At 44.0% G+C, this 25,334-nt stretch carries 15 protein-coding genes; all 15 read left to right on the forward strand.

Annotated elements, in window-relative coordinates; all coding sequences use genetic code 11:
• Nucleotides 1-75: 75 nt before the first annotated feature.
• The 15 genes from M1P97_RS09280 (at nucleotide 76) to M1P97_RS09350 (ending at nucleotide 25,263) form a co-directional block, all read left to right on the forward strand.
• Nucleotides 76-1,563 (forward strand): aryl-sulfate sulfotransferase, encoded by a 1,488-nt coding sequence (locus M1P97_RS09280; RefSeq protein WP_249388905.1) that lies wholly within the window; start codon nucleotides 76-78, stop codon nucleotides 1,561-1,563.
• A gap of 1 nt (nucleotide 1,564) precedes the next feature.
• Complete coding sequence (gene chrA, locus M1P97_RS09285; RefSeq protein WP_249388906.1) at nucleotides 1,565-2,743, forward strand: chromate efflux transporter; 1,179 nt, start codon at nucleotides 1,565-1,567, stop codon at nucleotides 2,741-2,743.
• A gap of 4 nt (nucleotides 2,744-2,747) precedes the next feature.
• A complete protein-coding gene (locus tag M1P97_RS09290; protein WP_249388907.1) occupies nucleotides 2,748-3,755 on the forward strand; it encodes a sulfotransferase family protein in 1,008 nt (335 codons plus the stop codon).
• An 18-nt stretch (nucleotides 3,756-3,773) separates the two neighbouring features.
• Nucleotides 3,774-6,758 carry a glycoside hydrolase domain-containing protein gene (locus M1P97_RS09295; protein WP_249388908.1) on the forward strand — a complete coding sequence of 995 codons (2,985 nt, stop codon included), beginning with the start codon at nucleotides 3,774-3,776 and terminating at the stop codon, nucleotides 6,756-6,758.
• A 103-nt stretch (nucleotides 6,759-6,861) separates the two neighbouring features.
• On the forward strand, nucleotides 6,862-10,032 hold the full coding sequence (locus tag M1P97_RS09300; RefSeq protein ID WP_249388909.1) for a DUF5107 domain-containing protein: 3,171 nt from the start codon (nucleotides 6,862-6,864) through the stop codon (nucleotides 10,030-10,032).
• 21 nt (nucleotides 10,033-10,053) lie between these two features.
• Nucleotides 10,054-10,938, forward strand: coding sequence for a hydroxypyruvate isomerase family protein (locus M1P97_RS09305; protein ID WP_195370456.1), 885 nt, complete (start codon nucleotides 10,054-10,056; stop codon nucleotides 10,936-10,938).
• Nucleotides 10,939-10,941: 3 nt separating this feature from the next.
• Nucleotides 10,942-12,069 (forward strand): glycoside hydrolase family 43 protein, encoded by a 1,128-nt coding sequence (locus M1P97_RS09310; protein WP_249388910.1) that lies wholly within the window; start codon nucleotides 10,942-10,944, stop codon nucleotides 12,067-12,069.
• Nucleotides 12,070-12,239: 170 nt separating this feature from the next.
• Nucleotides 12,240-13,130, forward strand: a complete 891-nt coding sequence (locus tag M1P97_RS09315; RefSeq protein ID WP_195370454.1) for a YitT family protein — start codon at nucleotides 12,240-12,242, stop codon at nucleotides 13,128-13,130.
• A gap of 480 nt (nucleotides 13,131-13,610) precedes the next feature.
• Nucleotides 13,611-14,159 (forward strand): RNA polymerase sigma factor, encoded by a 549-nt coding sequence (locus M1P97_RS09320; protein ID WP_195370453.1) that lies wholly within the window; start codon nucleotides 13,611-13,613, stop codon nucleotides 14,157-14,159.
• A gap of 66 nt (nucleotides 14,160-14,225) precedes the next feature.
• Nucleotides 14,226-15,308 carry a FecR family protein gene (locus M1P97_RS09325; RefSeq protein ID WP_195370452.1) on the forward strand — a complete coding sequence of 361 codons (1,083 nt, stop codon included), beginning with the start codon at nucleotides 14,226-14,228 and terminating at the stop codon, nucleotides 15,306-15,308.
• Nucleotides 15,309-15,431: 123 nt separating this feature from the next.
• Nucleotides 15,432-18,896 carry a TonB-dependent receptor gene (locus M1P97_RS09330; protein WP_249388911.1) on the forward strand — a complete coding sequence of 1,155 codons (3,465 nt, stop codon included), beginning with the start codon at nucleotides 15,432-15,434 and terminating at the stop codon, nucleotides 18,894-18,896.
• Nucleotides 18,897-18,915: 19 nt separating this feature from the next.
• Nucleotides 18,916-20,706: a RagB/SusD family nutrient uptake outer membrane protein gene (locus tag M1P97_RS09335; protein ID WP_195370450.1), complete on the forward strand. Its 1,791-nt coding sequence runs from the start codon at nucleotides 18,916-18,918 to the stop codon at nucleotides 20,704-20,706.
• A gap of 159 nt (nucleotides 20,707-20,865) precedes the next feature.
• Nucleotides 20,866-21,807: an endonuclease/exonuclease/phosphatase family protein gene (locus M1P97_RS09340; protein ID WP_249388912.1), complete on the forward strand. Its 942-nt coding sequence runs from the start codon at nucleotides 20,866-20,868 to the stop codon at nucleotides 21,805-21,807.
• A 2-nt stretch (nucleotides 21,808-21,809) separates the two neighbouring features.
• On the forward strand, nucleotides 21,810-22,769 hold the full coding sequence (locus M1P97_RS09345; protein WP_249388913.1) for a metallophosphoesterase family protein: 960 nt from the start codon (nucleotides 21,810-21,812) through the stop codon (nucleotides 22,767-22,769).
• A 19-nt stretch (nucleotides 22,770-22,788) separates the two neighbouring features.
• Nucleotides 22,789-25,263, forward strand: a complete 2,475-nt coding sequence (locus M1P97_RS09350) for an outer membrane protein assembly factor BamB family protein (protein WP_249388914.1) — start codon at nucleotides 22,789-22,791, stop codon at nucleotides 25,261-25,263.
• Nucleotides 25,264-25,334 lie beyond the last annotated feature (71 nt).

Here is a 25,334-nt window from a genome sequence, read left to right on the forward strand (position 1 = left end):
AGAGGATGTGTGGAAAAACGGAAAGAGTTTGACGACACATCCTCTTTTTATTTGATCTAATAATTTAAGATGGATATGAAGCGTTTGGTAGTAGTGATTGGTGTTATAGCTTGTGTTGTGTTAGTATTTGGGGGGTGGATGGAAAAGAATACATTAAAATCTATTACGTTGACTTCCCCTAATAACACGGCGATGTATAATAAAGTGGATATCTTGTTGGCAAAGCCGGCTCCGGTATATATCGAATATACGGAAAAGAAGACAGGAAAATCGTATCGTACCCGAGTTTCGCGGCCAGACACGCTTCATCATATTGATTTACTGCTTTTAAAGGCCAATACAGAATATACATATCGTGTTATTATAGATAATTTGTTTAAACAGAAATCGAAAGAATTAACTTTTAAAACTCGTGCGCAGTCTTCTTGGTTGGTCAATCATTGGTTTAATGAACTACATCCGCATGACACAACAGCTTTGGGGGATGGGATGATATTAGTTTGTTTTGGTCGTTTGCCGGGCTACATGGCATTGATTGACAATGAGGGTGAAGTACGTTGGGTTTGGCAGGTAGATGATATTGGAGTACGTGCTGCTTCTATTACGCCGCGGGGTACATTCCTGGCAATGTTGCGTCCGTTTGTGAAGGATGTTATAGATGATTATACGATGACTCCGGAGCAAGTACGCAACGATGAACATAAAAAACCGATGCGGCGTGGTTCAATCGGTTTTGCCGGTGGAACCGGATTGGCGGAAGTGTCGCTGACGGGCGAAACGATGTGGCGTCTTGACTTGGATAAGGTAGAAAAGGAGAAAGATTATCAAGTGATTCATCATGATATATTAATGGATGAAGATCATCATATACATACATTGTACCGCCCGAAGAAAGTGGCAACAATTCCGGTTAATGGTAAAATGGAAACGGATACGTTAGGGGGAGATGGTATTATGGTCATCGACACATTGGGAAATATTTTGAAAACCTGGTCGGCATGGGATGTATGGGATATTGAGAAGGATCCGTATATCGCAGAATACCGTTATGACCGTTTCCATATCAACGGGCTTTGTTTTGATAAAGATGGCAATTATTTATTGTCAGCTCCTATCGAAGATCAGATTTGGAAGGTGGATGCCCAAAGCGGTGAACTGGTCTGGCGTTTTGGACGGGACGGTGATTTTCAGATGGATACAACGGCTTATTTCTCTTTCCAACATTCGCCTTATATTATGGAGAATGGCGATCTGATGCTTTTCGACAACGGCTTACACAATCAGCGTTCCGGAGGCAAAGCATTCCGGTTGGATGAAGAGAACCGTACGGCCGAGACAACGATAAATGCCTTATTGCCTGCCGATAAATATACTTCCCGTATGGGAAATGCATCTATGCTTCCTAATGGGAATCTGCTGCAATGTAGCTCGAAGACCGGTTCGGTGATGGTTACGGATAAGGAGGGAAAGGTGCTTTGGGAAAGTGTTTTGCACTTTGCCCCCTATCGGGCAGTGTATGTTCCGGTAGAAACCTGGGATAAATATTTTAAAGAAATCAAGTGATATGGAACGTACATCACTTTCCTATATTTTCTTTACGTTCCTGAAACTAGGAGCTACTGCATTCGGCGGCTATATGTCGTTAGTGGCTATCGTACAGAAGCAGTTAGTGGAGGTAGACAAGAGACTGAAAGAAGAAGATTTGCTGGATGGGATTTCCCTGACCTCCGTACTGCCAGGACCTGTAGCCGTAAATACGATAGCCTATGTCGGGTACCATCTAAGGGGGATACCGGGGGCGGTTGTAGCTTTTGCCGGGATCATTATTCCCTCGTTCTTACTGGTTATATTTCTTTCGTGGTTGTATTTCTCCTACGGAAATATACCTGCGGTAAAGAATGTGTTCAGCGGAATCACTCCGGCTATTACTGCTTTGATCGTTACGGTGGCTATCGGGATGGCACGTAAGACGATCAAATTGCCAGCCCAATGGGTTGTTTGCCTGCTGGCGGCTTTGTTGCTGATTTTTATCGGTGGTTTTACGGTTACTTTTCTGTTGATCATCGGTAGCGGGATAGCCGGCGGTTTCCTGTTTCGCCAGCCTGTGGGACAAGAGTTGATATCAGATGGGGAGAAGCGGACGGGTAGCAGGCAGCTGATGATTTCCGGGGTTGTTCTTTTGCTATTACTCTGTACATTACTTTGGGGAGGACAATATCCGGGTGCTCCGGATAGTATTCAGATCGTATCGACCTTCTCCGGTATCAGCTTGACTTTGTTCGGAGGGGGATATGTCGTTATCCCGGCTTTGCATGAGTTGTTCGTGGAGAATTTGAGCTGGCTGACCTCGGCTGAGTTTGCCGACGGGATAGCGATCGGACAGATCACTCCGGGACCGATATTTATTACAGCGACCTTCATCGGGTATAAAGTGGCAGGTATCACGGGGGCGTTGCTGGCAACGTTGGCGATGTTCACTCCGCCGGCTGTATTAACCGTCTTATTATCCCGTTTTGTAAAGATACTGAATCAGTCATCCGTTGTAAAAGCAGCCATGAAAGGTGTACGGGCGGCTGTTATCGGAATGATCTTTGCTTCAGCCGTTACGATCGGACAGACGATTACGCTGTCGGTTGTTTCGGTTATCATCTTCCTGGTTACATTTTTTATTTCACTAAAATACACAATCAGTCCGGTTTACCTGATCATCGGAGCAGGCGTGGCGGGCTTTATCTTATTCTAATTCTATGAATACAATACAAGGAATACAAATGATTGGAACTCAGCGGTCCGGTTCCAATCTGTTGCGTGTCATGCTGGACGGAATCCGGGAGATCGCTGCTCCCCATCCTCCGCATATTCTTCAGCGTTTCTTACCGTTGCTTCCCAAATATGGCAATTTGACGGATCAGTCTAATTTTTATCGGTTGGCACAGGATGTGTGCGAGTTGGTCACAGTGAATCCGGTTCCCTGGGAAGGTATTACTATTCGTGCAGATGAAGTGGTAGCAGCCTGCAGGCAACAAACGTTGTATGAATTGTTCCGGGTGATTTATGAATCGGCGGCCCGTCAGACCGGAGCTTCTTTCTGGCTGTGTAAAAGCATGAAAAATATGCTGTATGCAGAAGGCATTGAATCTACCGGGATTTCTCCTTATTATATCTATCTATATCGGGACGGTCGTGATGTCGCCCTTTCGTTTAAAAAGGCTATTGTCGGAGAGAAACATATTTATGCACTGGCTGAAAATTGGAAGAAAGACCAGGAAGCTGCTCTCCGTTTGAAAGACAGGACGGCAGCCGATCATTTCTTTATGCTGAATTACGAAACGCTTATTGCCAGTCCGGAAAAAATTATGCGGCAGCTTTGCGATTTCCTGCATCTTCCTTATTCTGATAGGGTGATGGATTATTATAAGAGCCGGGAGTCTGAAAATACAGCGGTAGCAGGCAAAATGTGGGCAAATGTAACCAAACCGATCCTGAAAGACAATACAAAAAAGTTTTTGCGTGAATTATCTTCCGAAGATATTGCTATCTTTGAATCCGTAGCCGGAGATATATTGCAGCAACTGGGGTATTCCTTATGTACTCCCCTTGATCTGTTAAAAGATAGTTTCTCTGACAAGGAAATAGTGTTTTTTAATGAAGAAAACATACGTTTGAAGAATCTCTTTATCCAGCAGGCTGATCCCGCCGATCTGGCTAAAAGACGTCCGCAGGATGAATTGATCAATCGTATAAAGCAATATTAAAGATAAATACTAGTACACATGAAACAATTACTATTTACACTTTTTTGCCTGTTTGCCTATAGTAGTTTGCAAGCACAGTCTGTACCTACGGACGAACTTTATGGGGTGGGTACATGGAATGCCGATTCCCTGGGAAACCATCGGGTAGTTGTCGCTGTAGATAAACCGGCCGATGCCGTATTGGCTACGATTGAATGGCGTCGTCGCGATCTGACCCCGGAAGCAAAGAATCTGATCGTTGTGGATGCTGCAACTGGTGAACGTATTACGAATGTATGTCGTTTTGCTATCGACCGGGAGCGGGGAGAGGTCGCTTTTCAGCCACAGACTGTACCGGGAGAATATTATATCTATTATCTGAAGAATGTAATGAGCGGCAGCCCTTATTATCCTACCGTCAATTACCCGGCTTTTGAAAATACGGCTTCGGCTGACTGGGTAAAGAAAAATAAATTGTCCGGGAAGAAAGCACCTGCCCTTCCGGCTGCTAAAGTCGTACAGTTCCAGGCAATCAATGAGCTGAACAGCTTCTATCCGATGGAAGTGATCGCTACATCGAACGAGACTGCCCGATTATTAAAAGAACGTCCCGGAGAGAAATATATTCTCTTTACGGAAGACCGCAAATTCCCTATTCGCATGACTACGGATATTCCTTATAAATGGATTGCCGACAATCGGCATGATTTCTTTAACGGGCAGGCGGATAAGGGAGAGTATTATGTCTTCCAGTTAGGTGTGTGGGCGGCACGTTCGAATGTTGAGAATCTGTATGTCGATTTCTCCGCCCTTACGAATAAAGCGACCGGCGAGCAGATACCGGCTTCTTCGTTTACCTGTTTCAATACGGAAGGGACGGATGTGACCGGTACCGTCTTTGAAAAGAATTGCTCTGTGGATAAGGGTAAAGTACAGGCATTATGGGTTGGAACCCAATTGCCGGAGCATCTTTCTGCAGGCACTTATCAGGGAACAGTGACTGTCTCTGCCGCCAATGCCGAAAGCAAGAACGTACAGGTCTCTCTGAATGTTTCGGAAAATGTAATTGCCAATCATGGAGATAACGAACCCTGGCGTCATTCCCGTCTGCGCTGGCTGAACTCGCAGATCGGTTTTGATGATGAGGTGATTGCTCCTTATACGCCGCTGGTGATGAAGGATAAGACGATCAGCTGTTTGGGACGTGAGGTTAAACTCTCTGACTTAGGTTTGCCGGAACATATTATCAGTTATTTCAAAGAGACTATGACGGGCATCGGTACGAATGGCCGTAGTGTATTGGCTGCTCCTATGGAACTGGCTGCCGATGGCGGTGCATGGGAAAACCTGAACTTCGAAATCACCAAACATAAACAAGGTGCAATCGCCTGGAAAGCCCTTAACCAGAACAGCCGTTTCCTGATGGACCTGGAAGGAGAGATGGAGTCGGATGGAAATATAGAATATAAAGTGACATTGGTCGCCCGCGAAGATGCTTCTGTGGAGGATGTTGCGTTGCGGACACATTTAGTATCCGGTGTCGGACGTTATATGATGGGCCTGGGAGAGAAAGGCGGTTACTGTCCGAATGATCTTCGCTGGAAATGGGATGTAGAGAAAAACCAGGATGCTGTTTGGATAGGTGATGTCAATGCCGGTATCCAGATCCGCCTGTATGATAATAAATACGAACGTCCGCTGAATACCAATTTCTATCATCAGAAACCGTTGCACATGCCGGTATCCTGGTGTAATGCCGGAAATGGAGGTATCGATATCCATAATGCAGCCGATGGAACACGTATTAATGCTTATTCCGGTAAACGCAGCGTGAAGAAAGGAGACCGGTTGTATTATTATTTCAACCTGGCGTTGACTCCGTTCCGCCCGATCGATACGGATAAACAATGGCGTGAACGTTATCATCATAACTATGAGTTCCTGGATGGCATACAAAAGCGAGGTGCCAATGTCATCAATATCCATCATGCGAATGCTATCAATCCGTTTATCAACTATCCGTTCCTGCGGACCAAAGAGATGAAAGCGTACATCGACGGTGCTCACGCTCGCGATATGAAGGTGAAAATTTACAATACCGTTCGTGAGTTGTCCAACAGCTGTGTGGAAATGTTTGCTTTGCGTAGTCTGGGGAATGAGATATTCTCGGAAGGTCCCGGCGGCGGTTTCTCCTGGTTACAGGAACATTTGGATCAGAATTATATCGGAGCCTGGTTTGTTCCTCACCTGAAAGATGCAGCGATTGTGAACAGTGGCGTTTCCCGTTGGCATAATTATTATCTGGAAGGTCTCGACTGGCTGATGAAGAACGTCGGTATCGACGGGTTATATATCGATGACCTGGCTTTCGACCGGATGACGATGAAGCGTATCCGCAAAGTGATGAACCGTACGAATCCGGGTGCTATGATCGACCTGCATTCTGCCAATCAGTATAACCCGAAAGACGGTTTTGCCAATAGTGCCAATTTGTATCTGGAACATTTCCCCTACCTCGACCGTCTGTGGTTCGGTGAATACTTCAATTATGATTTCCCGCCGGAGTTCTGGCTGGTTGAAGTTTCCGGTATTCCGTATGGTCTGATGGGTGAAATGCTGGAAGGTGGAGGTAATCCTTGGCGCGGAATGCTGTATGGTATGACCGGTCGTAGTCCGCGGGTAGACAACGCACCCTTGTGGAAACTGTGGGATTCGTTCGGCATGCAGGGCAGCGAGATGGTCGGCTATTGGGTGAAAGATAATCCGGTGAAGACGGGTAGCGATAAGACGCTGTCTACCATTTATCGCCGTATGGGAGATAAGACATTGATCTCGCTCGCGACCTGGGAAGATGCCGATGCGAAGGTTAAACTTTCTATCGATTGGGCCAAACTGGGGCTTGATCCGGCAAAAGTAACATTGTATGCTCCGGCTATCGAAAATTTCCAAACGGAAGCAAGCTGGAAACCGGGTGATGAGATCACGGTTCCGAAGGGGAAAGGCTTGTTAATTATTGCAAAATAATAGAAGCTGGTATAGTATAGTTTACAGAAAATGTACTCCTTAATTGTATATAAGGGAAATTATTTCCCTTATATACAATTGTTTATTATTTAAAGAAATTACCATGAAAAAGATTCTCATCCTTCTTTGTGCCACCGCACTATTGCAACCATTGTCCGCACAGCAACAGGCGACAGTCTCCGAAAATGTACAAACAGTTAAAACGTATCCTTTCTCCGATCCGGATCCGGTGGCAGATCCCTCCGATCTGTTTTATCCTTATTTCCGTTTTGATGGTTTTTCTGCTAAAGGAACCGACCGGCAATGGAAAGTAGTCTCTCTTGAAAATGATTATATCAAACTGACTCTCTTTCCTGAGATAGGTGGAAAAATATGGGGAGCTGTAGATAAAACGACCGGTAAGGAGTTTATCTACAATAACCACGTCGTGAAGTTCCGTGATATAGCCATGCGCGGTCCGTGGACATCAGGCGGTATCGAGTTCAACTTCGGTATTATCGGTCATGCACCGACTTCCAGTACGCCGGTCGACTATGTGACCCGGCAGAAACCGGACGGAAGTGTGAGTTGTTATGTCTCTTCTTATGAACTGGTAACCCGGACGCTGTGGACCGTGGAAGTGAATCTGCCGAAAGATAAGGCTTACTTTACGACAACAACGACCTGGCATAACAGTTCATCCATCGACCAGCCTTACTATCAGTGGATGAACGCAGGCTATCCGGCAGCGGGAAATGCCGAGTTCTGCTATCCTGGAACGAACTACATCGGACATGGCGGCGAACTCCATTCTTTCCCTCTGGATGAACAGGGGTGTGATATCTCCTGGTATGAAAAGAATGACTTCGGCAATTCAAAATCGTATCATATAGTAGGAAAGTATAACGATTTCTATGGTGCTTACTGGCATGACAACGATTTCGGCTCCATCCATCATGCCGGTTATGACGAGAAACTGGGAATGAAGATTTTCTTGTGGGGCCTTTCCCGTGAGGGAGGTATCTGGGAAGATTTATTGACGGATACCGACGGGCAGTATATCGAACTGCAATCGGGTCGCATGTACAACCAACCTGCTTCCAACAGTAGCTTAACTCCTTATAAACATACGGCATTCGGTCCGCAGGCAACGGATCGATGGACCGAGTACTGGTTCCCGGTAAAAGGAATAAAAGGAGTCTCAAAGGCGAGCCGTATCGGAGCGCTTAACGTGTTGAGGGAAGACGGTTTTCTGAAGTTGTATTTCTCTCCTTTGCAGAAATTATCTACAAGCATAAAGCTGTATGAAGGAGAAAAGGAAGTGAACTCCATCCCGTTGAACTGCGGTGTACTGGAAACCTGGAAAGATTCTATCCCATTGAATAAGGCTGTTGCCGCCGGTAAACTGAAAGTCGTGGTAGGCGAGGATTTGCTGGTGTATTCGGAAGTACCTTCGGATAACATCACCAGTCGCCCGAAACAACTGCCTGCCGATTTTGACTGGAACTCGGTATATGGTCTTTATACACAGGGAGAGCAATGGATGAATCAGAAAGTACTCGACAAGGCTGAAACGTTTTTACAGGCTTCCCTTGAAAAAGATCCTTATTTCGTGCCTGCACTGACTGATCTTGCTTCCCTTTATTATCGTCAGGGACGTTATGACGAAGCGCTAGCCCGTTGTAAAACAGCATTAAGCATTAACACGTACGATGGAGATGTCAACTATCTGTATGGATTATGCAACATGGCATTGGGAAATCATACGGATGCCAAAGACGGTTTTTCGGTAGCTTCCTATTCTCCGGGAGTACGTAGTGCAGCCTATGAGAAATTAGCAGAAATGTTCCTGCTCGATAAAAACTGGGCAAAGGCTGAACATTATGCCTTGAGAAGTAAAGAATTCAATCGTATGAATCTGAGTGCTGACCATGTTCTAATGGTGGTTTATCGGAAGACGAACCAGCCGGAGAAAGCCAAAGCGCTTATCGATCCGTTGCTGGAAGATCTTCCGCTGTATCATGCCGCACGTTTTGAACAGCTCTACCAGGGTGAAGGCTCCGGTCATCCTATTGATGATTTTCAGTCGCTGATTCAGAACGAACTGCCTTTCGAAACCTATATGGAACTGGCCGAATGGTATGAATCGGTCGGCTGTACAGAAGAAGCATTGTCTCTCCTGTCGTGCGCAGGTAACTATCCGATTGCTCTTTACAAACAGGCTTATTTATTGCATCAGGCTGGCAACGACGATGAAAGCCGCAGCCTGTTGCAACGCGCCACGGCTCTCTCTCCGGCAATGGTATTTCCCTTCCGTCCTTCTTCTTTGAAGGCCTTGGAATGGGCGAAGACGGTACAGCCGGACTGGAAGATCGATTATTATGAAGCTTTGATCCGGTGGGCTAACCAGGATAAGGCAAAAGCGTTGGAGCTGCTGGAGAATTGTGGTGAAGCCGACTATGCACCATTCTATTTAAGCCGTGCCTCTTTAAAAGAGGGTGAATCCCGGTTGGCTGACCTGTTGAAAGCAGAGCAGATAGAGATGTCATGGCGTACCGGATTTGCTTTGATCAACCACTATGTCGCCAATAATCAGTGGCAGAAAGCCGTTGAGACGGGAAAGAAGTATACGAAGAAATATCCGTCGAACTATTATATCGGTCTGAAATATGCGAAGGCTTTGTGTGAGACAGGCCAGTATCAACCCTGTATCTCTCTGTTGAGCCGGATGCAGGTTCTTCCGAATGAAGGTTCGTATGCGGGACGCGCTGTTTACCGCGAGGCTAATTTGTACCGGGCGATGGAACAACTGAGCCATAAGAATTATAAACAGGTGATGAAGAGCGTGGAAGCTTCTAAAGAGTGGCCGGAGAACTTAGGTGTAGGTAAACCTTACGATAATATGATCGACAGCCGTCTGGAGGATTATCTGGAAGCAAAAGCTGCAGCAGGACAGGGAGATAGCCGGAAAGCATCCGCTTTATTATCAGCTGTAGCCGGATATAAAACATCCCGTTCTCATTTTGGTTCCGGTAACCTGTTAAGTGCATTGGCTCTGCGCGAGTCGGGGAAAGTACAGGAAGCAGATCGTATGGTAGCTGCCTGGAGTACGGATTTCCCTGAAAATCGTGTAGCACAATGGTGTACGGCTATTTATCGCGGTGAAAAAGAGAAAGCTGCCGGTATGCTTCAGTCACGTAACGATCAGACGGATACAACTCCGTGGGAAGCGTCTTTCCGTGACCCCAACTTCGGTTTGATTGTTCGTTTCTTTTCTTATATTTGTACCATCTAATTAATTATCAATTCTAATAGCATGGAAAATATTTCAAGAAGAACTGCAATTAAGACCGCGTTAGTAGGTGGAGCAGCAATAGCTGTATCCGGGCTGGAAGCTGTAAATCCGGCAAAGAAGAAAAAAACAGAAGCTCCCGAACCGCTGAAAGGTAATATTCGTCACTCCGTGAGTAAATGGTGTTTCGGTGATTATGAGTTGGAAGAGTTTTGCGAAATATGTAAAAAGATAGGTATTGAATCTATCGAATTGCTCGATCCTAAAGACTGGCCGGTGGTTCAAAAGCATGGTCTAACCGTTGCGATGGCACAAGGTGCAGGCCTGGGTATCGATCGGGGATTTAATGATCCGAAGCTGCATGATGAGTTGGTAGCCAGTTACGAACAGGTTATCCCATTGGTTGCTGAGGCCGGATTGACTAATCTGATCTGTTTCTCAGGTAAGCGTAATGGCTTAACTGACCTGCAAGGTTGGGAAAACTGCGAGAAGGGTTTAAAACGCCTGATGCCGTTGGCTGAAAAACATAATGTAGTCCTCACTATGGAATTACTCAACAGCGTAGGACATAAAGATTACCAATGCGACCATACGGTCTGGGGTGTTGAATTATGCCGTCGAATAGGATCTCCTAACTTTAAACTCTTGTATGATATCTACCATATGCAGATCATGGAGGGGAATATCATTGAAAATATTCAGAAATATCACGAATATTTCTCCCATATCCATACCGGAGGTAATCCGGGTCGTGCAGAGATAGACGAAACACAGGAACTCTATTATCCGGCTATCATGAAAGCGATAGTAGAAACCGGTTATAAAGGATTTGTAGGTCAGGAATTTGTTCCCCGCCAGCCGGATAAAATCGCTTCTCTTGAGAAATGTATTCGTATTTGTGATGTGTAATCTATGAGTAAGATAAAATTAATGCAGCTTTGCATCCTGTTGTTCACTTTTGTGTTTGCAGGATGTAAAGAGAAAGGTAGCGGGAATTTCACTCCCGGTGAATTGTGGCCTGATAACAACGGGGTGCATATTAATGCTCACGGTGGTGGTATTCTCCATGTTGGAGATACTTATTATTGGTTTGGCGAACATAAAACGGAAGGTACTGCCGGTAATAATGCCCTGGTCGGTGTTCATTGTTATTCATCCAAGGACCTGTATAACTGGAAGGACGAAGGTGTCGCTTTATCTGTTGTGAAAGATGATCCTTCGCATAGTATTGCGGAGGGGTGTATCCTGGAACGTCCGAAAGTGATCTATAATAAAAAGAATAACAATTATGTGATGTGGTTTCATCTGGAACCGAAAGGGGCAGGATATTCCGGTGCGCTTAGCGGTATTGCTGTAAGTGATAACGTGACGGGGCCGTATAAATTCCTTCGTGCCGTTCGACCGAATGCCGGTTACTGGCCTCAAAATGTACAGGAAATTCATAAGCAGGGAGTTCCCGAGTCAGACAGAAGCCAGTTCACGGGAGGTAGTTTGCCTGCACATCCGGACAGCCTGAACCTGCTCGGACGTGATATGGAAGGTGGACAAATGGCCCGCGATATGAATCTTTTTGTTGATGACGATGATAAAGCCTATCATATCTATTCTTCCGAAGAGAACAGTACTTTGCATATTTCACAATTGACAGACGATTATACGAGTTATTCCGGTACGTATGCTCGTTTCTTCCCCGGACGTTTTATGGAAGCGCCGGCCATGTTCAAGCATGACGGTAAATATTATCTGATCATGTCGGGTTGTACCGGGTGGGCTCCGAATGCCGGACGTTCGGCTGTTGCTTCTTCCATCTGGGGACCTTGGGAAGAACTGGAAAACCCATTTGCCGGGCCGGATGCCGATCTTTCTTTCCATTCACAAAGTACATATGTATTACCCACCCCAGGTAAACCGGGACAGTTCATTTATATGGGCGACCGCTGGACTCCGGAGAATGCTATCGACGGTCGCTATATCTGGCTTCCTATCCGCTTTGAAGGCATCCAACCTGTTATAGAATGGCAGGATACATGGAGCTATTGACCGCCTGATCCATCGTAATAGAAATTAACAATCTGTTTTTTATAAATTCATCGGATCATACTGATAAATTGATTTAATCTTCATTAATTTTGCAGCTTCGTTTTGGTGAGGCTGCAAAATTTGTTTTTAGGCATGGTGATCATTATAACGATATAAAATAAACATTTGAAATGAAATCAACTTTATCGATTACCTCAAGGCAGTTAATGCTGAGAGAGCTGCACGATTATCTGATGATCGCTCTGGGCATGCTTTTTTATGCTATTGGGTGGACAGTTTTTCTTTTGCCCAACGACATTACTACCGGAGGGGTGCCGGGTATTGCTTCTATTGTGTATTGGGCTACCGGACTGAATGTCCAGTACACGTATTTTGCAATTAATGGCGGGTTATTGATCGCTTCCCTGATTGTTCTTGGTTGGAAATTCAGTGTAAAGACTATTTTTGCCGTATTGGTCATGACTTTTATCCTGCCGATCATTCAGAGTGCAACAGCTGGTTTGCACCTACTTGGTAATCAGCCGTTCATGGCTTGTGTTATCGGTGCTTCCTTTTGTGGTAGCGGTATTGGTATTGCATTTTCTGCTAACGGTAGTTCTGGTGGTACGGATATTATTGCTGCCATTATCAACAAGTACAGGGATATTACTCTGGGGCGTGTCATTCTGATGACGGACATGATCATTATCTCTTCCAGTTATTTCGTGCTGCATGATTGGGAAAAAGTGGTTTATGGTTTTGCCACTTTGTATATTTCCAGCTTTGTGCTCGACCAGGTAGTAAATAGTGCCCGTCAATCCGTGCAATTTTTTATAATCTCCAAGAAACACGAAGAGATAGGACGTCGTATCAATAAAGATCTTCATCGGGGTGTAACGGTTATAGACGGAACCGGCTTGTATACAGGGCTCGGAGTGAAGATGATGTTCGTATTGGCAAAAAAGCGGGAGTCGACTACTATTTTCCGTCTGATCAAAGATATAGATCCGGAAGCGTTTGTTTCACAGAGTGCTGTTATCGGTGTGTACGGGGAAGGGTTCGATCATATCAAAGTGAAATAAATAACTCTTTATAATCACTTTTTTCAAGCACGGAATTTATATATTCCGTGCTTGAATCGTTTGTAGGAAAAGCTTTTGTATTTAGTTTTCCCCATTGCAATGGGGAAAAGAACCCACTATAATGGGGATTTATCCCCACCTCTGCGGGGGAAATTCCCCACTATAAAAAATAAGTGGGGCATTTTAATGGTAATTTGAGACGTACATTCTTCTTTCCTATTTAACCTATTATAATACAAAATGAGCTATATTTGCATCCGTGGGGTTATTAATTCTAACAGGATTATTTTCGACCTTTTATTTTCAAAAAGATAGATGCGTTAAGAGTGTAATACTATTTATGAGCTTATGAAATTATATGATCCGGATACTAATATTTACTTTATTTTGATGTAATATGAGTGTAATAATGCATTTTTATTTTTGCGTCCTAATTGTTGTTGAAAGACTGTTACAATAATTATATAAGTAGATATTTATATGCAAATATCCGATGAAAAATTATGGGGATTATGTTTGACTGGGGATAGAGAGGCTTTTAGAGAAATCTATTGTCGCTTCTATTCTTTATTGTATAATTATGGCTCCAAATTGGTCTCGGATAAGGATTTAGTAAAGGATTGCATCCAGGATATTTTCATAAAGCTAATTCAGAACTACCAGTCTCTTTCCACTACCGCAAACGTGAAAGGATACCTGATCAAAGCCTTACGTAATAAATTGTATGATACACTCGAAAAGGAAAAAGCCACCGACGATATTTCCCTGTATGAAGAAGTGTTCGTGACCGACGAACTGATGCCATTACTTTCTTTTGATGAATCGGAGACTGATAATCAAGCTAAACATCTGATGCAGGCCTTTTCACAATTATCTTCCCATCAACAAGAGATTATTTACTTGTATTACGTGAATGAGTTAAAGCATGATGAAATAGCCGAGATTATGGGAATAAATTATCAGTCTAGTAAGAATCTGCTATTCAGGTCATTATCCAGTCTACGGAAATTATATCGAAAAAATAATTGATTTTATTCAAAAAAAGTGAGTACCAAATGAACTCTTTCCCGTAATAGAAGTAAAAAGAGGTTACTCGTGAATAGAAAACAAAAAATATCAGATAAGAAATCGTTCGAACAGGCCGGTAAGGACTTGCTCCGGAAAGTACATGAAGCAGAGCCCGATCGTCGGCAGGAAGCATTGGCGTCCTGGCAGGAGATAGAGGCTGGCTTGAGTCGGCCACATACTTCATTCCGGTTGCGCTCCCGCTTTATATGGTCTGTTGCAGCCTCAATAGCCGTACTTCTTTCTGTCGGTCTTTATTTCTGGACAGACGGAAAAAAAGATTCTTCCATGTCGCTTGCTTTGCTTGAAAATAACACATCTTCCTTGTCCGGTAATGAAATTGTTCTGATTGAAAGTCAAGAGAAGATGCAGCTGAAGGACGAATCGTCTATTACATACGATGTAGATGGAAAGTCGAACGTGGAAGAACACGTTGTAAAGAAAGAAACGGCGGGAGATAGAAAAGAGAAAAAAGAAGAAATAAACCAGATTATTGTACCAAAAGGCAGAAGGGCGGACATTACTTTCTCTGATGGAACGAGAATGTATGTAAATGCCGGTACACGTGTTTTCTATCCTGCTGTATTCAAAAAAGATAAAAGGGAGATTGTCGTCGAAGGCGAGGTTTATCTGGATGTGGCGAAAGACCCTTCGCGCCCATTTATTGTCAAAGCTAACGGCTTTGATGTCAAAGTGCTTGGTACACAGTTTAATGTTTGTGCTTATAAGGAAGATGCGTCGGCCTCTGTCGTCTTGGTTGATGGACGGGTAGAAGTCAGCTCCGGTAAGAATACTAAATCTATACTCTCTCCTAATCAAATGCTTGAAATAAATGATAAAGGGACGGATGTAAAGGAGGTAGATGTTTTTGAATATATCTGTTGGAAGGATAACATGATGATGTTAAGTGACCGGAAAGTAGGAGAGACGCTGGACCGGTTGTCTCGTTATTACGGACGTAAGATTTGGTATAATGAAGAGATTGGGAATATCCCCATTTCCGGGAAGTTGGACTTGCGGGAAAATATGGAAGACGTGATCAGTATCCTCTGCCAGTCCCTGTTCCTTCAATATAAAACAGATGCGAATAATAATATAATAATATCAAAATAGAATGCCTATGTGAAAGACATTAAATTAAAAAGAAGAACCGAACGATACGGCCATATCACTCGGTTCTAAAGTCTCTTGTTTAATCTATTAATTTATGTATCAAAGAAAAAACATTACAAATGTATGAAAAAGAATGAAGAATTCAGCCGAAAACCGGTTCATTTTCTTAAAAGTGCATGTTTAGCCTTATGTCTGGTAAGTTATGGAGGATCTGCCATCTACGCAGCATCAGCCTATGCGGAGCAAACCACATTGACCGTTCGCATGAACAACCGGACCGTAAAAGATGTATTTAACTACATCGAAAAGAACAGTGAATTTATTTTTGTGTATCACGGTTCAAATATCAATTTGAACAGAAAAGTAAGTGTGGACGTTCACAACCAGACGGTTGAGGCAATACTGAGTAATATGTTCGCAGGAACAGATATTGAGTATATTATCAATGATCGCCAGATTATTGTACGTAGAAACGAAAAAAGTAACAGATCTGTTACTTTTGCTGCTGAGTCTCAGCAGCAAAAGAAAATTACTGTAACAGGAAATGTGAAAGATGTAACCGGCGAACCGCTGATCGGTGTGAATGTATTGGTGAAAGGTACAACCATTGGGGGTATCACGGATATAGATGGTAATTTTTCGTTGTCGGATGTGGATCCTAATGCGACGATCAGTGTCTCTTATATCGGTTATAAAACACAGGATATTGTGTTGAAAGGGAAAAGTGCGGTAAATATTACTTTGAGTGAAGATAGTGAATCGTTGGATGAAGTTGTCGTTATCGGTTACGGTACACAGAAGAAAGTGGACTTGTCCGGAGCTGTGGCAACTGTTTCAACAAAAGTACTGGAAAACCGTCCGGTCCTGACAGTCGGACAAGCCTTGCAGGGGTCAGTAGCTAACATGACTGTTTCGATTGGTAGCGGTCAGGCAACGGACTCTCCTACTTTTAACATACGTGGTACAACCTCTATCAATGGTGGTGACCCGTTAATTGTTATTGACGGCGTTGTCTCTACCTCGGAAGAGTTAAACCGTATGAATCCTTCCGATATTGGAAGTATTTCAGTCTTAAAGGATGCCGCTTCAGCTGCTATCTATGGTTCACGTGCTGCATTCGGTGTAATTTTGGTGACAACGAAGACGGCGGGACAGGAAAAACTGACCGTAAATTATAGTAATAATTTTGCTATGCGTAAGCTGAGTAGTATGGCAGAGGTGATTACAGATCCTTATACGGTGGCAACAGCACGCAATGATTTCTATTATCCGTGGGGTGTGAACCATAATCAGGAAGAATTGGAATATGCGAAGCGTGTTTCGTCTGATCCGAGCGTATCTCCTTATTTCCTGAAGCCGGATGGAACTTATGCTTATTTCGGTCAGACCGACTGGTTTGGCGAAGCCTATAAGAACCTGGCATTCTCAACGAACCACACTGTCGATGTCTCCGGAAAGACCGACCGTTTGAACTACTATTTCTCTGCCGGTTATAACTTCCAGGACGGTATGGTTTCGCAAGGAACAGATAAGTTCAATCGATACAATCTTCGTTCCAAACTGGACTTCAAACTGGCTGACTGGTGGACGTTGGGCAATAATACCAGTTTGGTAATTTCCGATTATGATGCTCCTTACTTCTTGGGGGATGATTATTATTGGGCTGTAAACCGTCGTAATGCGTTGGTGCCTATAAAGAATCCGGATGGTTCTTATACTGAAGATGGTGCCGCTATCATGGGGCGTTTTGCGGAAGGCGGACGTAAGAAAGAAAACAAAACTACTTTGACAACGCAGTTTACGACTAAGTTGGATATTATTAAAGATATTCTTTTTGTTAACGGTTCGTTTGCTTATGTCGCTAACCGGAACAATAAGGACGGTGCACAGTTGTCCGTCCCTTACCGGAAAGGTCCGGAAACTCCTATTCTGTATCAGAACTCGGTTTCTTCCGCTTTCTTCGATAATACGGAAGCGTCAACGGTTACTTTCGATGCATATGCAACTTTCCATAAGTTGTTTAATGACAAGCACGATTTCACGGCTATGGTGGGTTACAACCAGGAAAGCTGGACTGAATCTTATGAGTATGCCCAGCGCAAGGAGCTGATTACAGACGGACTGCCTACACCTAATTTGGCTACGGGCGACATGACTGTTACTCAACGTATCAGAGAATTGTCTTTCCGAAGTGTTTTCGGTCGTTTGAATTATACGTATGATAATCGTTATATTCTAGCGGTGAATGCCCGTTATGACGGCACTTCACGTTTCCCGACAGATTCCCGCTTTGTGTTCAACCCGTCCGGATCTGCTGCATGGGTTATTTCACAGGAAGGTTTCTTTGAACCTCTTAGAGATGTGGTTAACTTCCTGAAATTACGTTTTTCTTACGGTAGTTTGGGTAATCAATATCTGAAAGACAACTATTATCCCTATTTGGCGACAATGGGTTCCGATAAGTCGAAAGTCATATTGGATGGCAAGCAGCCTGTCTATGTTTCTTCTCCGGGATTGGTAGCCGGCGACTTGACTTGGGAAACGGTGACGACTTCCGACTGGGGTATGGATGTCAACTTCTTCAATAATCGCTTGACGGCAACAGTTGATGGTTATATCCGTCGTACGAAAGACATGTTGAGAAGCGGTGCGAAACTGCCGTCAGTATTGGGTACGGCTGTTCCGCTGGAAAATGCGGCCGACTTGAAGACTACCGGTTGGGATTTGACAATCAGCTGGCGTGACCAGTTTAAACTGGCAGGCAAGCCGTTCAACTATGGCGCGAGCTTTAATATCGGCGACAGTCGTTCTAAGATCACAAAATATGCCAATGAAACAGGTAGTTTGGGCGATCATTATGTAGGTAAAGAATGGGGTGAAATCTGGGGATTGGTGAATGATGGTTTCTTTACTTCTCAGGAAGATATCGACAACAGTGCCGACCATACAGAAGTCGATCCGTATCCCGGTACACCGCCTATGGCTCCGGGTGATGTCAAATATAAGGACTTGAACGGCGACGGCAAGATCAATAAAGGTGCCAACACATTGGCCGACCATGGTGACTATAAGGTCATCGGTAATGATCAGGCCCGTTATGCTTTCGGTTTCACAGCCAATGGTGATTGGAACGGATTCGATTTCAGCATATTTATACAGGGTATTATGAAAAAGGATTACTATCCGACCCGCGACCCGTATTTCTGGGGTATGTATTATGATCCATGGACAAATCTTACGTATGGTAATTATAACGACCATTGGACAACAGAAAATCCGAATGGATTCTTCCCGCGTGTCAAGTCTTACCAGGCCTATGTCGCTAACAGAGGATTGGCTATTCCGCAGACACGTTATTTGCAAAATGCGGCCTATGCCCGTCTGAAGAACTTGACGTTTGGTTATACGCTTCCGCAGAAATGGGTGGAAAAGGCTAATATCAGCCGTCTTCGTATTTTCTTCTCCGGCGATAACCTGTGTGAAATCACAGGTCTCTACAAATACTATAAGATGGATCCGGAATGTTTGGGCGGACAGATTTATCCGTTGCAGCGTTCCTATTCTTTCGGTTTAAATGTTACATTCTAATTTTAGCAAGACATAAGTTATGATCAAGAATAATATAAAAATATGGATGTTCGGGTGCATCGGTCTTTTAAGTTTAAGCGGATGTAACGACTCTTTTTTGGAAAAACATCCGGAAACTTCAATCACGGAAGATGGATTTTTCAACAACACAAGTGACTTGGAAGCCTATACAAACGGTTTGTATGAAAAGATTACTTCCGGCTACTCGGATGCTCCTTCCGATAATATGATTTATACGGAAAGTAAGGATATTTACAGCATGATGCGTGGAGAGGTTAATCCTGATAACCGGAGCACCTGGGATTGGGAAGATATTCGGGATGTTAATTTTATGTTGGCCAGAGCCGGTAAGGCACAAGGCGATCCTACGGAAATCAACCATTATATCGGATTGGCTCGTATGTTCCGTGCGAAATTGTATTATGACAAAGTTTTGTCTTTCTCAGATGTGCCTTGGTATAGCCGTGATTTGCAGACAACAGACAAGGAGTTGCTCTATAAGACACAAGATCCTCGCGCCTTGGTTGTAGACTCTATTATGGCGGATTTGGAGTTTGCCGTTAATAATATGACAGCCGGAACCAGCCGGACACGTTGGTTTAAGAATGGTGCTTTGGCTATGCAGGCTCGTATTGCTCTGGATGAAGGCTGCTGGCGTAAATATCATCCGGAATTGAATCTGAATGACTCCGAACGTTTCTTGCGGGTGGTGATAGATGCTTGCCAAAAGATTATGGATTCGGGGATGTACGAATTGTCGACAGCCAAGTCTGGCGATATAGATGCTTATGAAGCTATGTTCTGCAGCCAGGATTTGAGTGGCAATAAAGAGATGATTATCTTTGAAGATTATGATAAGGCGTTGGGCCGTACTCATAATGCCGGAGGATCATTGTTCGACTTCAATTCCAGTATGTCACGTGATTTGATGGAAGACTATCTGGTAGTGGAAGATGGAAAGACAAAACGTTTCCAGGATGTGCCGGGTTATGCGACTAAGAAGTTCACAGAAGTGTTTGAAAATCGTGATCCGCGTATGCGACAGACTTTTATGACACCGGGTTTTGTTCGGGCAGACAAAGTAGATGCATATCGTCCGAAACTGACGATGGGTGGTTATCCACAGGTGAAGTTCTCACCTCGCACGGCTGATCAAATTACTTGGAGTAATTCTTATACAGACCTCCCTCTGATCCGTTATGCCGAAGTCTTGTTGATGTATGCCGAAGCGAAAGCTGAATTGGGTGAGTTGACACAGGACGACGTGGATCGGACAATCAATCTGTTGCGTGACCGTGTAGGTATGCCGCGTGCTTCGTTGGTCGACTGGCTGAGTAACATCGATCCGGTACAGGCCAACCGTTATGCGAATGTCGCTTCTTCACAAAAGGGTGCTGTTTATGAAATACGTCGCGAACGCCGTATTGAGCTGGCATGTGAAGGTTTCCGCTATGGTGATTTAAGACGTTGGGGGTGTGGTAAACTGCTGGCTAACGTGCCGGAAGGCGTTTATCTGGAACCTGGCTATTTGGATGTAACCGGCGATGGACAACCGGATTATGCGATTGTTGCTACAAAGGCTGATGCAGATGCTATTCCGCAGGAAGATAAGGATAAATACAATCTGCAAGTTGAAATATTGGAAGGCAATACTTATTCGCTGACCAATGGGAATAAGGGATATGTCCGTATGATTTCACAGGTTGGCCGTTGGAATTTTATAGAACCTAAATATTACTATACTCCGATTGCAACAGAGGACTTGATTTATAATCCGAATCTGGTTCAGAACCAATATTGGAAGCAATAATTCATCACGCTTTTACTTGTAGGTAAAACAAATTATTCTTATATCTCAAAAGCTGTATCCGACATTGTAACGGATACAGACTTTTGAGATATATTTTTGAATCACTTTTATCTTTCTATCTTTGTGGTTGAATTATCTTAATATCGATAAGTTATATACATGAAAGCACAAATTCTTATCAGCATTACATCTGTAATACTACTTCTAAGTCTATTATCTTCTTGCTCCGAACAGGAAAAAGAACAACAACTCACTGTCCTTTCCTGGAATATCTGGCATGCAGGTCACTCAAAAGCTTATGGACAAAAAGCTTGTGATGGCATCATCGGCGTGTTGAAGAAAAGCCAGGCAGATGTTATCCTAATGGTTGAGACGTATGGGGCAGCACCGATGATTGCAGATTCGCTCGGTTACGAACATTATCTGATATCTAGTAATCTTTGTATCTTTAGTCGTTATCCGATCGTAAAAAAATATTCTTATCCCGATGTGATCGATACTTTCAATTTTGGAGGAGTGGAGATAGATATGGATGGGACGCCGGTTCGTTTGTTCGATACTTGGATCCATTATTTACCTGATGAACGTTTGGTTCCTACCGATAAGTCGGAAGAAGAAATACTGGCATGGGACGATGCAGGAACACGCGACGACGAGATACGTAAAATATTGGGTGTTCTGAAACCTGTGATTGCTGAGACTGATAGTATTCCTGTCATTATGGGAGGCGATTTCAACAGTCATTCTCACCTGGACTGGACGGAAGCGACTAAAGACATGTACAATCATGGAGGTGCTGTGGTCAACTGGACGGTCTCCAAAGAGATGGAGGCAGCCAATTTCAAAGACAGTTTCCGCGAGATCAATCCTGACCCGGTGAAGAACATCGGAACAACCTGGCTGACAGATGCTGATTCTTTGGAAACAGTGAACCGGCAGGATCGTATCGACTTCATCTATTATCAGGGAAAGACGATACAGGCGGTAGAGTCTCAATGCTATGATAATATTCTGGGTAAAACGTTCTCTTTTAAAGGAGACGATTTCTTCTATGCTTCCGATCACGGATTTGTTTTGACAACTTTTAAAATTAAGAAATAATCATGATGAAACACTTATTCTTATCCCTGCTTATCTGTCTGGGATTCAGTTCCTGCCAGCAAGATACGAAGCCTGTAACATTTGCTATCATATCTGATATTCATCAGGACATTGCGCATGATGCGGAAGAACGTTTAAGTACTTTCTTACGGGTTGCAGAGGAAAGTCAGGTTGACTTTATCATCGAACTCGGTGACTTCTGTATGCCGAAAGAAGAAAACAAACCTTTCCTGAAACTGTGGCAGGATTATGCCGGTGAAAAACATATGGTATTTGGAAATCATGATATGGATAATTGTTCGAAAGAAGAATTTATCCGGTTTACGGGGATGCAGAGCCCCTATTATTCCTTCGATAAGGGAGATTTTCATTTTATCGTACTCGATCCGAACAATATATATGACGGAGAAAACTATCTCCCATATGATAAAGGAAACTATTATAAAGCGGAAAAGATCTCATTGGTAGATCCAGAACAAATGGAATGGCTGAAGAAAGACCTGAAGGCTACCGACAAACGTTGTATCATCTTCTCCCATCAAAGCTTTGAGTGTTCTTCAGAGAACCGTGAAGATATCCGGAAAATCTTTGAAGAGGAAAATCAACGCGCCGGATATAAAAAGGTAGCAGTCGCTTTCAGCGGGCACGACCATACGAATTATATGAAAGAGATCAACGGCATAGCCTATATCCAGATCAACAGTGCTTCCAATCAATGGGTAGGCGAGAAATATGCCTGTCCGGAACGTTTCAGCGATGAGATCAATCAGAAGAGACCGGCTTTGAAATATACGCTGCCTTATAAAGATGCCCTTTACGGGATCGTTACGTTGACAGATAAAGGTATGGATCTGAAGGGAGTAAAGAGCGAGTTCATTGCTCCGGGTCCCGAAGAACTGGGTATTACCGACCGGTCGCAACCTTTAGTGCCCTGGATAGAAGATTTACAACTAACATTCTAAATATAAACAAGTCAATCACATGAAAAAAACATTTCTGAACATTGCCCTGTTGAGCTGTGTGGCATTCTCTGCCAGTGCTGCCTATACTGGACGGGTCTTTGTAGATAAGAACAATAACGGAGTTTTTGATAAGGGAGAGAAACCGATGGCTGGTGTTGCTGTCTCCGACGGGCTGAGTGTCGTGAAAACGGCTTCCGACGGTTCTTTTTCTTTACCGGGACATCCTCGTGAACGGTTTATCTTTATCACCACTCCTTCAGGATATAAGACGGATAACAAACATTATATCCGTATCGACGGCGAACAGAAAGCGTATGAGTTCGGTTTGCAGCCTTATAGCGGCGGTATCAAGAAAGACGGTAGCCATAAATATGTCCATATCGCTGATACCGAGATCTTCAATACGGAGAATCATGGCGACTGGGTAAATAATGTGCGTGATTATGCAGCCAATGAACAGGTCGCTTTTATTATGCACACAGGCGATATCTGCTATGAAAAAGGCTTGAAGGCACATATCAAAATGATGAATACCGCCAATATGGATTGCCCGATGTTTTATGCTATCGGTAACCATGACCTGGTGAAGGGAAAATATGGTGAAGAGCTTTTTGAAAGTATCTACGGTCCTGTCTATTATTCATTCGATGCAGGTAGTACACACTATATCGTGACTCCGATGGCCGGTGGTGACTACCAACCCGGTTATACGAAAGAAGATGTCTATCGCTGGCTGAAAAATGATCTGGCACAGGTTCCGCAAGGTAAGCCGATCGTCGTTTTCAACCATGACCTGTTGACGTATGGCGACCAGTTTATTTTCGGAATCAACGACCAGGAGCAGATCAACCTGAATGAACATAACCTGAAGGCTTGGGTATACGGCCACTGGCATATCAATTATATGAAGAAGCAGGGAGATGTATATTCTATTTCTACGGCAACGTTAGATAAAGGTGGTATCGATCACTCGACCAGTGCTTTCCGTGTCCTTCATGTCGATAAGAAAGGAGATTTCGTTTCCGAGCTTCGTTATACTTATCTGGATAAACAGATTCGGATAACCTCCCCGGTTGAGGGACAGGTACCTGTATTGGCTTCGGGTGCCGTACCTTTGGCTGTGAATGTCTACTCCTCTGTGACTCCGGTAAAAGAGGTAACTTATACCTGTTTGATAGATGGTAAAGCCCTGTTCAATAACAAGAAACTGCAACAAGCTACCGACTGGTCGTGGAATGCCGAAGTTCCTTTGACTGCCAAACAGGAGGGAAAAGCTGTTACCTTAAAGATAAAAGCCCGTTTTAATAACGGAGAAACTGCAGAAACAGAAAGTGCCTTTACCTACCATGCTGCTCCTGCGGAGGTGAAACTGGGTGGTAACTGGGTGAACCTGTTGGAGAATCCTCAACATGCCGTACCGGCTCAACCTGCACTGAACCAGCCTTTACAGATGGCTTGGATCAAGAATGTAGGAGCAAATATTTATATGACATCGCCTCTGGTTTATAACGGAAAGATCTATATTGCTTCTGTGGATGAAAACCTGAAAGGGGAGGCTCATGTATATGCCCTCGACGGTAAGACCGGCGAACTGATCTGGAAATATCCGGTACGCAACTCCATTAAAAATACGATCGTTATAGATAATGGTCAGGTTTTGGCACAGGATGCACAGGGTTATTTGTATGCTATTAATGCCGAAAGCGGCAAACTTGGCTGGGAAAAACAGTTGCCGATAAACGGTCTGCCTGCTCTGATCGAAGGTCTGGTTGCCTCCGATGGTATTGTTTATGCAGGAACAGGCAAAGGTCTTTGTGCTATCGAAACGAAAGATGGTAAAGTGATCTGGCAGAATAAGGATTGGGGACAAGGAGAAGGGACAACTACAACTTTCTCTGTTGCAGGTGACAAGCTGATCGGCTCATCCCAATGGAATGCCCTCTACGGCAACGACCTGAAAACCGGAGCATTAAAATGGACTGCTAACACCAACGGTCTGCGTAATCGTGGTGCCTCGGCTGCTGTTCATGGTCACTTATTGTATTTGATCTCAGATAAGTCTTTCTTTATCCTGGAAGCTAATACCGGCCGTGTGGTTGTACGTAAGGAGTTACCTTTCAGCGTGGATGTTACCTCTACTCCTTTACTGACGGATAAAGAAATCATCTTCGGTTCTGCTAAAGACGGTTTGATCGCTTTGGATAACGAGACACTGGAGCTGAAATGGAAGTTTGCTACCGGCGACGCATTAGTCTTCACTTCTCCTTACTCCCGTAAACCGGCTGCCACCATCGAAACCAGTCCGGTACTGGCAGGAAATACAGTCTATGTAGGTGCTTCCGACGGAATTATCTACGGAGTGAATAAAGAAGACGGGAAACTGGTGTGGAAACATGCGACAGGTGCTCCGGTATTCGGCTCGGTAGCTGTTTCAGGCAATGCACTGATTGCTGTCGACTTCGGTGGCAATGTATATACTTTTGTCGCTGAATAATGGTAATATGTATTAAGGGAGGCAGAATCCTAAGACCTATCATTGGGTCTTAGATTCTGCCTCCCTTATAT

Origin of the sequence: Parabacteroides leei, assembly GCF_023369805.1 — a bacterium.
GTDB lineage: Bacteria > Bacteroidota > Bacteroidia > Bacteroidales > Tannerellaceae > Parabacteroides > Parabacteroides leei.